At 73.5% G+C, this 11,375-nt stretch carries 14 protein-coding genes; 9 read left to right on the top strand and 5 right to left on the bottom strand.

The window, feature by feature from the left end; translation table 11 throughout:
* Window positions 1–251: 251 nt before the first annotated feature.
* Complete coding sequence (locus HII36_RS16450) at window positions 252–728, top strand: carboxymuconolactone decarboxylase family protein (protein ID WP_173524053.1); 477 nt, start codon at window positions 252–254, stop codon at window positions 726–728.
* 38 nt (window positions 729–766) lie between these two features.
* Window positions 767–2,107, top strand: a complete 1,341-nt coding sequence (locus HII36_RS16445) for an FAD-binding oxidoreductase (RefSeq protein ID WP_173524052.1) — start codon at window positions 767–769, stop codon at window positions 2,105–2,107.
* A 273-nt stretch (window positions 2,108–2,380) separates the two neighbouring features.
* On the opposite strand, the gene HII36_RS16440 is transcribed toward HII36_RS16445, so the two are convergent.
* Entirely contained in the window at window positions 2,381–3,226 is an 846-nt protein-coding gene (locus HII36_RS16440) for an NAD(P)H-binding protein (protein ID WP_173524051.1), read from the bottom strand.
* Window positions 3,227–3,337: 111 nt separating this feature from the next.
* Here HII36_RS16440 and HII36_RS16435 point away from each other — a divergent pair, with 111 nt between their 5' ends.
* From HII36_RS16435 to HII36_RS57890, 3 genes are all read left to right on the top strand, one after another.
* Window positions 3,338–3,808 carry a winged helix-turn-helix transcriptional regulator gene (locus tag HII36_RS16435; RefSeq protein ID WP_173524050.1) on the top strand — a complete coding sequence of 157 codons (471 nt, stop codon included), beginning with the start codon at window positions 3,338–3,340 and terminating at the stop codon, window positions 3,806–3,808.
* A gap of 102 nt (window positions 3,809–3,910) precedes the next feature.
* Window positions 3,911–4,597 (top strand): phosphatase PAP2 family protein, encoded by a 687-nt coding sequence (locus HII36_RS16430; RefSeq protein WP_217369587.1) that lies wholly within the window; start codon window positions 3,911–3,913, stop codon window positions 4,595–4,597.
* A complete protein-coding gene (locus HII36_RS57890; protein ID WP_328807740.1) occupies window positions 4,483–4,743 on the top strand; it encodes a phosphatase PAP2 family protein in 261 nt (86 codons plus the stop codon). Before HII36_RS16430 ends, HII36_RS57890 begins: the two co-directional genes overlap by 115 nt.
* Before the next feature lie 36 nt (window positions 4,744–4,779).
* Here HII36_RS57890 and HII36_RS16425 read toward each other — a convergent pair whose 3' ends face one another.
* The gene (locus HII36_RS16425) at window positions 4,780–5,370 is read right to left on the bottom strand and encodes a TetR/AcrR family transcriptional regulator (protein WP_173524060.1); all 591 of its coding nucleotides are present in this window, start codon (window positions 5,368–5,370) and stop codon (window positions 4,780–4,782) included.
* Between the two features lie 178 nt (window positions 5,371–5,548).
* On the opposite strand from HII36_RS16425, the gene HII36_RS16420 reads away from it, so the two are divergent.
* Entirely contained in the window at window positions 5,549–6,484 is a 936-nt protein-coding gene (locus HII36_RS16420) for an alpha/beta hydrolase family protein (protein ID WP_173524049.1), read from the top strand.
* A 26-nt stretch (window positions 6,485–6,510) separates the two neighbouring features.
* Here the strand turns inward: HII36_RS16420 and HII36_RS16415 are convergent, their stop codons facing one another.
* The 3 genes from HII36_RS16415 to HII36_RS16405 are packed head-to-tail and all read right to left on the bottom strand — an operon-like array spanning window position 6,511 to window position 8,409.
* The gene (locus HII36_RS16415) at window positions 6,511–7,170 is read right to left on the bottom strand and encodes an LmeA family phospholipid-binding protein (RefSeq protein WP_173524048.1); all 660 of its coding nucleotides are present in this window, start codon (window positions 7,168–7,170) and stop codon (window positions 6,511–6,513) included.
* Between the two features lie 40 nt (window positions 7,171–7,210).
* On the bottom strand, window positions 7,211–8,071 hold the full coding sequence (locus tag HII36_RS16410) for a hypothetical protein (protein ID WP_173524047.1): 861 nt from the start codon (window positions 8,069–8,071) through the stop codon (window positions 7,211–7,213).
* Window positions 8,068–8,409 (bottom strand): PadR family transcriptional regulator, encoded by a 342-nt coding sequence (locus tag HII36_RS16405; protein ID WP_328807739.1) that lies wholly within the window; start codon window positions 8,407–8,409, stop codon window positions 8,068–8,070. The genes HII36_RS16410 and HII36_RS16405 overlap by 4 nt, the downstream gene beginning before the upstream one ends.
* Window positions 8,410–8,492: 83 nt before the next feature.
* Here HII36_RS16405 and HII36_RS16400 point away from each other — a divergent pair, with 83 nt between their 5' ends.
* The 3 genes from HII36_RS16400 (at window position 8,493) to trpA (ending at window position 11,374) form a co-directional block, all read left to right on the top strand.
* Complete coding sequence (locus tag HII36_RS16400; protein ID WP_173524046.1) at window positions 8,493–9,248, top strand: hypothetical protein; 756 nt, start codon at window positions 8,493–8,495, stop codon at window positions 9,246–9,248.
* A 117-nt stretch (window positions 9,249–9,365) separates the two neighbouring features.
* Window positions 9,366–10,562 carry a tryptophan synthase subunit beta gene (gene trpB, locus HII36_RS16395; protein WP_173524045.1) on the top strand — a complete coding sequence of 399 codons (1,197 nt, stop codon included), beginning with the start codon at window positions 9,366–9,368 and terminating at the stop codon, window positions 10,560–10,562.
* Window positions 10,559–11,374 carry a tryptophan synthase subunit alpha gene (gene trpA / locus HII36_RS16390; RefSeq protein ID WP_328807738.1) on the top strand — a complete coding sequence of 272 codons (816 nt, stop codon included), beginning with the start codon at window positions 10,559–10,561 and terminating at the stop codon, window positions 11,372–11,374. The genes trpB and trpA overlap by 4 nt, the downstream gene beginning before the upstream one ends.
* Window position 11,375: the final 1 nt, after the last annotated feature.

Here is an 11,375-nt window from a genome sequence, read left to right as displayed (position 1 = left end):
CTCCCGGCCCCGCCCCCGGGGCCGCCGCGTCCGCCGGTGTCTCGCTGTGTTCGCTCATTCCTGGTACCCCGCCTGTTCGTTCCGGACCCTGCTGTGCATGAGATCCCGGTCCGCGCCGCTCCGTGACATCCGTGGGTGGTGACACACCTCACATCGTCGCGCTGTCACGGGGATCGTCCCGCCGGGATCTCTTGCTCGTCAGGACGCCGCGGCACCGACGCACGCGGCGCCCCCCGAATGAGGAGCACATCATGGAACGCCGGATGGACGTCATGGCCAACGCGCTCGGCGCCACGATCGCCAAGCGCATGTACAACGTGAGCCTGGCCATCGCGCAGTCGGCGCTGCCCAAGGTCACGCAGGATCTGGTGATGCTGCGGGCCAGTCAGATCAACGGCTGCGGATTCTGCGTCGACTACCACACCAAGGACGCCACGGCCGGTGGCGAGAGCGCGGTGCGGCTGCACCTGGTGGCCGCCTGGCGCGAGTCCACCGTGTTCACCGCGGCCGAGCGGGCCGCGCTGGCGCTCGCCGAGGAGGGCACCCGGCTCGCCGACGCCGGCGCGGGCGTGTCCGACCGTACGTGGGAGCAGGTGCGCGAGCACTACGACGACGACCAGATCGTCGCGCTGGTCTCCCTGATCGCCATGATCAACGCGAGCAACCGGATGAACGTGATCGTGCGCAACCCGGGCGGCTCCTACCAGCCCGGCCAGTTCGCCGGCTGACCTCTTCTACCCCTGCACCGTTTTTTGGAAGGAAACTCATGACTTCAGAGCTGGACCTCCTGCGCCGCGACTTCGCCGGCGACATCATCGAACCCGGCGCGGACGACTACGCCGCGGCCGCCCGCTCGCTGCTGGTGCCGGGCAGCCCGGCGTACGTGCTGCGGCCGGCGAGCGTCGCGGACGTCCGGGCGGGCGTGCGCTTCGCCGCCGCCGCGGGGCTCGCACTGTCCGTGCGCGGCGGCGGCCACAGCTTCGCGGGCTTCGGCACCAACGACGGCGGCGTCGTGATCGACCTCGGCCGGCTGGCGGACGTCGAGGTCGTCGACAAGGACCGCCACCTGGTACGCATCGGCGGCGGCGCCACCTGGGGCCGCGTCGCCGACGCCCTGGCCCCGCACGGCCTGGCCATCTCCTCCGGCGACACCAGGAGCGTCGGCGTCGGCGGACTGACGTTGTCCGGCGGCATCGGCTGGAAGGTCAGGAAGTACGGACTCGCGCTGGACAACCTGGTCGCCGCGGAGGTCGTCACGGCCGGCGGCGAGGTCGTGCGGGCGAGCGAGACGGACGACGCGGAGCTGCTCTGGGCGATCCGCGGTGGCGGCGGCAACTTCGGGATCGTGACCGCCTTCGAGTTCGCGGCCCACCCGACCACGGACGTCTTCTTCGGCAGGATCGCCTTCCCCGCGGCGGAGGCGGCCACCGTACTGGAGGGGTGGGCCCGGTACCTGCGTACCGCGCCCGCCGAGCTCACCTCGCTCGTCGAGTTCGCCAACCCCTTCGCGGGCGGGCCGCAGGCGCCGGTGGAGGTGCGGGTCGCCTTCGACGGCGACGATCCCGAGCAGGCGGCGCGCGCCATCGACCCGATCCGGCGGCTCGGCACGGTGATCGCCGACGACGTCGCGCTCAAGCCGTACGCCGACACGCTCGCGGAGGGCGCCGTCCCGCCGCCGGGCATCCGGCTGGTCACCAGGAGCGGGTTCGTCGACGAGCGTTCGGTGCCCGAGGTCCTGCGGATCCTGGCCGAGACCGGGGCGGGGGAGCGGTCGCCGTTCATCGTCGTGCGCGCGGTCGGCGGCGCGGTGTCCCAGGTTCCCGCCGACGCCACCGCCTACGCGCACCGCCAGGCCGAGCTGATGTTCGTGACGACCGTCGCGGGGCCGCCGCCGGTCGTCGAGGCCGCCCGTCCCGGCCTGGACGCGCTCTGGTCGAGGCTCGCGCCGCACGTCGGCGGCGCGTACGCCAACTTCCTCGCGTCGGCGGGGGAGGAGGAGGTGGCCGCGGTGTATCCGGCGCGGACGTACGAGCGGCTAGCGAAGGCGAAGCGCCACTACGACCCGGACAACCTGTTCGCCGGCAACCACAACATCCGCCCGCACTAGGCACGACCTCACGGACGCTCCGTCGGCGGGGCCGCGGGCGCAGGGAGGGACGCCGCGTGTCATGCCCGGACGCCGAACCGCCGATGGCCGGGCCCGCCACAGGCCCGGCCATCACCGCCACCACAACCCCCGGCCCTCGCCGCCGACGTCATCGCGAGATTCCCGCCCGGACCTGGGACGACGCCGGCGGCGCCCCCTGAGACGCCGGCCTCGAATACGGCGTCCCCGGGAACGGCGTCATCGAGAGCGGCGTCCCCGGGAACGGCGGGCGGTTCAGCGGAAGGCTTCGACGTTGCGGCGGGCCCAGTCGGAGAACGTCCGGGCCGCGCGCCCGAGGACCCGCTCGACGTCCGGGCTGAGCCGCAGCTCGGCCGCCGTGGGCTCGCCGAGCACGGCCAGCGTGGTCGCCACGACCGGCTCCGGCATGAACGCGGCCATCCGCGCGTGCGCCTCGGCCCGGGTCAGCTCCACGAACCGCACCGGCTCGCCGAGCGCGGCGCCGATGGCCGCGGCCTGCTGCCGGGGTGTGACGACGGCCGGCCCGGTCAGTTCGTAGACGTGGCCCGCGTGCTCGTCCTTGAGCAGGGCCGCGGCCGCGACCTCAGCGATGTCCGCCGGGTCGATCACCGGTAGGCCGACGTCGCCGAACGGCGCGGCGACGGTCCGCTCGGCCCGCACCGACTGCGCCCAGGCGAAGGCGTTGGACGCGAATCCGCCGGGCCGCAGGATCGTCCAGGCCAGGCCCGAGGCGCGCACCGACTCCTCGAGCGCCCGCATGACGCCGCCGTGCGAAGCCGATTCCGGCCTGGTCGTCACACCCTGCGAGGAGAGCAGCACCACCCGGCGGATCCCGGAGGACCCGGCCACGTCCAGGATCGCCTCCTGGTCGAGCCCGTGACCGCCGGCGCCGCCGTCGTGCAGGAACAACGTCTCGCCGCCGGCGAAGGCGGGCCGCAACGTCTCCGGCTCGGCCAGGTCGGCCCGCACGTGCCTGGCCCCGGCCGGCAGGTCCACCGGGGCAAGGCCACGCGACACCGCCGTCACTTCTGCCCCGGTTTCGGCGATGGCCTGTACCAGCGAACGTCCCACGTTTCCGGTCGCACCCGTCACCACGATCATGATCAACTCCTGTGTTCCTCGTCAGTGCTTCTTGCGATGCGGGAGACGTTAACAGCCTCGATATAGTAGGTACCTAGAAGAAAGTGACTACCTCAGAGGGGTGCACGACGCATGGCAGGCAAGACGAGTCCCCCGGCGGCCGCCGTCATTCGCCCGGCACCCGACTCGGATCACCAGGCGGCCGACGCCGTTCACCCGGCGGCCGACGCTCTGAGCGCACCCGAGCTGGCCTGCCCCATCGCCCCCGTCGTCGACATCGTGTTCAGCCGGTGGACCACGCCCATCCTCTGGTCGCTGCACATGTTCGGCCGTCAGCGGTTCGTCGAGCTGGAGCGGCGCATCACGAACATCACCCCCAAGGTGCTCACCCAGCGGCTGCGCCAGCTGGAGCGCGACGGCCTGGTCATCCGCACCTACCATCCCGAGGTGCCGCCGCGCGTCGAGTACGAGATCAGCGAGCTCGGCCGCAGCCTCGCCCCCTTGTTCGCCCACCTCACCGAGTGGGCGACCGCCAACCTCGGCCAGGTCGAGCAGGCCCGGCGGCACTACGACGACGCGGAGACCTTCCGCAGCGCCGGCTGACGCCGGACCCTGGCATTCGACACGCGGGCGCGCGTCAGCGATGCCCGATGGCCCGAACGGGCATCCTCGGACAGGGAAACATCCGCCGTCAGAAAGACAGGCATGAACCGTCCGCCACCGGAGAACACGGAAGAGGGCCGCACCCAAGACCCGGCCCCGCCGGTCCGGCCTCCTGCACGGCACGGGCTGAGCGCGCTGGTCCGGAGCACGGGCGGGCGACCGGCCGTGCTCGCCGAAGCGGTCGGCCTGCTGGTGGTGCTCGTCCTCTTCACCCGGCTGCACGCCGTCCTCGGCACGGACGGCGCGGCCGCCACCGCCAACGCGCTGGCCCTGCAGTCGCTGGAACGCGTCCTGCACCTGGACCTCGCGCTGCCCGCCAACCGGTGGCTGACCGAGCACCCGGCCCTGATCCAGCCCGCGGTGTACTACTACCGCCTGTACTACGTGGCGATCCTCGGGGTGCTGGTGTGGATGTTCGTGCGGCACGCCGAGGTGTACGTCAAGGTCCGGCGGACCCTCGTCGCGATGCTCGCACTCGTGCTGCCCGTCTACTGGGCGGTGCCCATGTCGCCGCCGCGGTTCGCGCTGCCGGGCGTCGTCGACATCCTCGCCCGGCACGACATCCTGGGCGGTGCACGGGGGCGGCGGCGTCCGGTCACAACGTGTACTCCGCGATGCCCAGCATGCACGTGGGCTGGTCGTTGTGGTGCGCGTACGCCGTCTGGTGCGCGCTGCGGGCCACCCGTCCGCGTCTGGCCTGGCTCGCGTGGAGCTTCCCGCTGGGCATGACGGCGGTCGTGCTCACCACCGGGAACCACTACGTGCTCGACGTCGCAGGCAGCGTGCTGCTCCTAGCGGCCGCGATCGGCGTCGCGTCGCTGTGGAACCGCCTCGCCGCACGCCGACAGGCGAGCGCCCGCCCCGCCGACACGTGAGCGCCCGCCCGCCGGCGCCCGGGGCGGCCTGACCGCTCAGCCGGGTCGGCGCAGGCCGGCGATGAGGAGGTCCACCAGGCGGCGCGCGTCGTAGCGCGGGTCGTGCTCGGCGCCGATGCACAGGTTGCCGACACCGCGCATGAGCTCGTACGGCTGCAGCCCCGGACGGATCTCGCCGACGGCGACGGCGGCCTCGATCAGCCGGCCGCAGACGGGCACCAGCCGGTCGAGGAAGTGGGTGTGCAGCGCCTCGAAGCCGGCGTCGTCGGAGCGCAGCACGGCGGCCAGTCCGTGCTTGGTGACCAGGAAGTCGACGAACCGGCTGATCCACTGCCCGAGCGCGGCGTAGGGGGTCGCGCTGGAGGCCAGCAGGGACGGTCCCGCCTCGGCGCATTCCTCGATCTGGTGCCGGTAGACGGCGATGATGAGGTCCGCCCTGGTGGGGAAGTGGCGGTAGATCGTCGCCGTGCCGACGCCGGCCTTGGCCGCGATGTCGCGGATCGGCGCGTCCACGCCGGAGGCGACGAAGACCGCGGCGGCCGCGTCCAGCAGGGTCTTCTCGTTGCGCCGCGCATCGGCCCGCCTGGGCCTGCTCGCCTTGCCTCCGCTCGCGCCGTCTCCGCTCATCTCGCCGTCGCCGTCGTCCACCGCGCCGCCTTCCCTCCGCTGCCGAACTTGCTAAACGGGACAACGTCCCATATCGTCAAAACGGAACACGGTCCCGCTTGGCCCATGATGCCAGAGCGGCCGCGCGTCGACCAAACGACGCACCCACCCACCACGCAACCGAAACGAGGGCACCTTCATGTCCCGAACCGACATCACCCACCCCACGAGCGCCCCCGCGCCGGTCGTCTCCGCGAAGCCGGTCGTCCTGCCCGCACCGGGCCGCGGCGAGGACCTGCAGGTCCGGGTGTCCGCGCCGGCCACCGGCGGCGACCTGCCCGTCATCGTCTTCTCGCACGGCTTCGGCTGGTCGATGAACGGCTACGCCCCGCTGGCGGACTTCTGGGCCGCCCACGGCTTCGCGGTCGTCCAGCCCACCCACCTCGACTCCAGGACGCTCGCCCTGCCCGCCGACGACCCCCGCACGCCGCGGATCTGGCGCTTCCGCGTCGAGGACGTCCAGCGCGTCATCGACGGACTCGACCTGCTGGAGTCCGCCACGCCGGGCCTGGCCGGACGGCTCGACCACCGCCGCATCGCCGTGGCCGGCCACTCCTGGGGCGCGCAGACGGTCAGCATGCTGCTGGGCGCGCGCGTGCTCGACGCCGACGGGATCCCGGGCGAGGACCTGTCCGACCCGCGGGTCACGGCCGGGGTGCTGCTCGCCCTGCCCGGACGCGGCGACGACCTGACCCCGTTCGCGGCCGAGCACCTGCCGTTCATGCGGCCGTCCTTCGACACCATGACCGCCCCGGCCCTCATCGTCGCCGGAGACCGGGACGACTCCGCGCTCTCCACCCGGGGCCCCGACTGGTTCACCGACCCCTACGTGCTCAGCCCGGGGGACAAGAGCCTGCTCACGCTGTTCGGGGCCGAGCACTCGCTCGGCGGCATCCCCGGCCACGAGGTCGCGGAGACGACGGACGAAAGCCCGGAACGCGTCGCCCTGCTCCAGGGTCTCACCTGGGCCTACCTGCGCAGCGCCGTCACCCCCGGCGACCCCGCTTGGCAGGCGGCGCGCTCGGCCCTGGCGGCGGACCCCGCCCCGCTGGGGAGCCTGGAGAGCAAGATGTGACCCGCCCGGGTCAGGACCGGGGCGGGTCAGCCCCCGGCGCGAAACGGCACGTCGAACGCCTCGGCGGAGAGCTCCAGACCGTCCGGCAGGTTCCTGACCCCGGTCAGCTTCACCTCGAACGGCAGGGCGACCGGGATCGGGTAGGAGATCAGCCGCGCGAGCTGCTCCGGCACGGGCAGGCCCTGCAGCCTCTCGGCCTTGAGCGTGAGCTTCCCCGCCGAGATCTCGACCCGCATCTCGGCGTCGAACCGCACCTTGTTCGCCCCGATCGTCACCTCGCCCGACGCCGTGAGCCGCTGCCCGTTACCGCCGATCCGCACGCCGCTCGGCGCGTACCTGGCGATCGTCGCCCTGGACAGGGTGCCGCTGACGCGCACCCGGGCGGCCCGGACGTCGGCCCGGCCCCGCAGGACGCCGCCGAGCGGCGCCCGGACGTCGTAGGCGGCGCCCTGCAGATTCTCCACCAGCACGCCGCCCTGGCTGAAGGTGCCGAGCCGGAAGCGGACCTCCGGGTAACGTCCCGACACGGCCTGTGTGAGGAACGGGACGCCCTCGATCGACACGGTCGGCGTGCCGGAGAGCCCGGGGACGGCGGCGATCCTGCCCGCCAGCTCACGCTCGACGCCCGCCACCGCGATGCGGTCGACGAGCAGCAGGGAGACGAGCACGATCAGAAGAACGATCACCTTGCGCACGCGACACCCCCCATACGCCGGCCGGCCGCACTCATCCGCCGACGGCCCGCCGCGCGAGCGACCTGGACCGGTAGGCGGCGATCAGGAACCCGGCCGCCCCCAGCGCCGGAAGCGCGACCCACCACGAGCCGGTCGTCACGAGCCGGGGGAACATCGCCGGTACGACCGGCGAGAGCAGCACCACGCATCTGCGCCCCACCGGGGACCGGGCGGCCACCCCGCAGAGCACCGCGCCCAGCCCGAGCAGGGGCAGCTCAGGCGGCACTCCCGCCTCCCACATGGCCGTCTCCACCCGCCACGTCACGACGATCACCGTCAGGGTCGCCCCCGACCAGGCCAGGATCCGCCCGCGCCCCACCAGCGAGAGCCCTCGCCGCGGCTGCGCCACCCCCGTCAGCACCGCCGCCACCAGCGCGAAGGAACCGATGGCGCCGCCGAGTCCCACCTTCATCTCCGCGGAGAGGCCCGAGGCCGACAGCATCGCCGCGGCGAACAGGCCGGTGCCGACCAGGAGCGTCCAGATCCACGCCGCCACCGCGGCGGGCCGGCGGCGATCCGTCCAGGCCAGGAAGACGATCAGGACGCCCACCAGCAGGATCTCGCCCCTGATGGGCGACTGGAGCTGGTAGGCGAGCAGCATCAGCGGGCCGACCGCCGCGACGACCCGCAGCGCATCACGCCAGAGCGCCACGGACGCCGGGCCGAACGCCCGGCGCGCCCGGATCGCGGCGGCCCCCCTGACGAGGTCGAGGACGTCACGCGGCTCCGGACGACGCCGCCCGGGCCGCGCCGCCGCCATCAGCACGCCGAGCATCTCCTCCTCGTGCCGTTCGCGGTGCTCGCGCGGATACCAGCGCAGCAGGCTCCGGTAGCGTCGTTCGAGTTCGCTCACGCGGCACCGCCCGCGGGGCGCGTGTGCAGCCGGGTGGCGGCGGTCCTGGCGTTGCGCCGCAGCCGTTCGACCTCGGCGGCCAGGCGGGCGCCGCCCTCGTCGGTGAGCCGGTAGTAGCGCCGCAACCGGCCGCCGACGACCTCCTCCCGGTCCTCGGCGATCAGCCGTTCTGACCGGAGGCGGTCGAGGGCGGCGTAGAGGGTGCCGGCCCGTAACCGGACCTCGCCCTCGGAGATCCGCTCGACGTCGACGATGATGCCGTAGCCGTGCTGGGGCTCGGCGGCCAGCGCGGTCAGGATGAGGAACGAAGGCTCCTGCAAGGAGCGCGACCTGGACACAGGATCTTTATATATCGACGATCGGCATATCGGAAGATCCGGAAGCCGCGAACCACCGTGTCACGCGCGTTGTCGAAGCAGGTGTGCGCCGACTCACGCTCCTCGCCCTGGTCTCGTCGCTCGCGCTGACGGCCTGCGCCGCCGACCCGGCCGTCCAGGACGCCCATGACCGGCTCGACCTGGTCGCCGACCAGCTCACGGGCTACGACCCGTGGATTCCCGAGGACGTCGGCTACCACCTGACACGGGACGAGGAGTACGTGACGGTCCTGGACGTCTCCGGCGATGGCCGCGGCGATCCTGGACGCGTCCGGATCAGGGTGCGCGGCAGGGACCGCACGCCACAGCCGCCGCGGCGGCCGGAGGACGTTCCCGCCACACCCTCGCCCGCGGCGGTGGTGTTCCTCTGCTTCGAGCTGAAGGTGCTCCAGCCCATGTGGGGGGATCGGTCGCCGGTGCGGAAGCCGGACCGGCGGGTGGACGTGACCGAGATCGACTGCCCCGCGAAGATTCCGCCGCGCACCTTCCGCCCGCCGGCCGTGCTGCCGGCTCACACCGATGCGTGGCTGAAGAAGCACCTGCCCACCACCCTCGATCTCGACGCCGCCCGCCGCGCCGTACAGGGTCTGGACCTGGACCCGCGCATCCGCCAGGACGTCGCCGAGCACGACGGCAGGATCGGCGTCGCCCTGCGCATGCCCGACGGCGGCTGCCTGTTCGCGCGGGTGTGGCCGTCCATCGTGCAGGTGTGGAGCCCATGGCGGCCGTGGGCGCCCCCGGTGCTCCCCGCCGAGCGCGCCTGCAGCGCCGCCCAGGCCGCGAGCGGCTACTCCTACTGATCCCGCGGGATCGCGGCGCACGGGACGCGGCCGGCGGGGTGGCGCGCCCGCGCCTCCGCATGCCACACTCACTGTTATAGAACTCTCAATGGAGTTATAGAACGATCGGAGCTTGGCATGTCAAACGTGCTGCTGCCCCGGCATGAGCCGGGGACGATGGGAGAGCCGGGAGAACGCGGCCGGTTCGGCGCCTACGGCGGGCGGTACGCGCCGGAGTCCCTGGTGGAGGCGTGCCGCGAGGTGGCCGAGGCGTTCCGCGCGGCCTGGGCCGACCCGGGCTTCCGCGGCGCGCTGGCCCGGCTGCTGGCCGTCCACGCCGGACGCCCGACCCCGCTCACCCCGGCGCTGCGCCTGTCGGAGGAACTGGGCCTGCGGCTCTACCTCAAGCGCGAGGATCTCACCCACACCGGGTCCCACAAGATCAACAACGTCCTCGGCCAGGCCCTGCTGGCCCAGCGGATGGGACGCCGCCGGCTGATCGCCGAGACCGGGGCGGGCCAGCACGGGGTGGCCACCGCGACCGCCGCCGCGCTGCTCGGGCTGGAGGCGACCGTGTTCATGGGCGAGCGCGACATCGAACGCCAGGCGCTGAACGTCTTCAGGATGCGGATGCTGGGCGCCGAGGTCGTCCCGGTGACCACCGGCAGCCGCACGCTCAAGGACGCCACCAGCGAGGCCATGCGCCACTGGGTGGGCGCGACCGGCGACTCCCACTACTGCATCGGCTCGGTCGTCGGGCCCGATCCCTACCCGTGGATGGTCCGGGAGCTCCAGCGGGTCATCGGCGACGAGGCCCGCGCCCAGTGCGCCGCCGAGCTGAGTGCCGGCGTCCCCGACCTCGTGGTCGCGTGCGTCGGCGGCGGCTCCAACGCGGCGGGCACGTTCGCCGGATTCGCCGACACCCGGGCCCGCCTGGTCGGGGTCGAGGCGGAGGGCGGCGCGGGGGCGAGCCACGGCAGGACCGGCGTCCTGCACGGCTGCCGCTCGCTGTTCCTGCAGGACGACGACGGCCAGATCGTCGAGGCGCACTCCATCTCCGCCGGGCTCGACTACCCGGGGGTCGGCCCGGAGCACGCCCACCTGCGCGACCTGGGCCGGGCCCGCTACGTCACGGTCACCGACGACGAGGCCGTCGCCGCGGCGCTGCGGCTGGCGCGCACCGAGGGCATCGTCCCCGCGCTCGAATCGGCGCACGCCCTCGCCTGGGTGATCCGCGCGGCCGGTGACGGCGAGCTGCCGGCCGGATCGACGGTCATGATGACCCTGTCCGGCCGGGGCGACAAGGACGTCTCCACCCTGAAGGAGCTGCTGTGACCAGTTCTGTCCTGGCCGCCGGCGCGGTCGAACGCCACCTGCGCGCCCGCCGCGACAGCGGCCGCGGCCTGCTCATGCCGTACGTCACCGGAGGCATCACCCCCGGCTGGACGGACCACCTGCGCGCCTTCGCCGCCGCCGGGGCCGACGCGATCGAGGTCGGCCTGCCCTTCTCCGACCCCACCCTGGACGGCGTCACCATCCAGCAGGCCAGCGACCTGGCACTGGAACGGGGCGCGAGCACCCGCCGGATCCTCGCCGACCTGGCCGCGCTGCCGGACCTGGGCGTGCCGCTGGTCGCCAGCACGTACTACAACCTGGTGCTGCACGACGGCCCCGGGGCGTTCTGCGCCGCGCTGCGCCGGGCCGGCGTCTCCGGCCTGATCGTGCCCGACCTGCCGGTGCACGAGGCGGACGAGCTGACCGGCGCCGCCGAGCCCGCCGGCATCGAGGTGGCCCTGCTGGCCTCGCCCGCGACGCCGCAGCCCCGGCTGGCCGAGATCGCCGGACGCAGCCGCGGATTCGTCTACGCGGTGTCGCTGATGGGCACCACGGGGGAGCGGGCCGCGCTGGCCACGTCGGCGGCCGAGCTCACCGCGCGGATCAGGCGCGTCAGCGACCGGCCGGTCTTGCTAGGATTTGGCATTTCCACCCCGGACCAGGCCCGCGAAGCCCGCCGGCACGCCGACGGCGTGGTGGTCGGCGCCGCGGTCATGCGGCGGGTGCTCGACGGGGCCGGTCCTGACGACCTGCAGGGCTTCCTCGCGGCCCTGCGGCGAGCCCTCGACGAAAGTCCTCGACCAGGAGTGTGAC

The organism is Nonomuraea antri, from assembly GCF_013283785.1.
Lineage (GTDB): Bacteria > Actinomycetota > Actinomycetes > Streptosporangiales > Streptosporangiaceae > Nonomuraea > Nonomuraea antri.
This window is presented reverse-complemented; position numbering and strand designations above follow the sequence as displayed.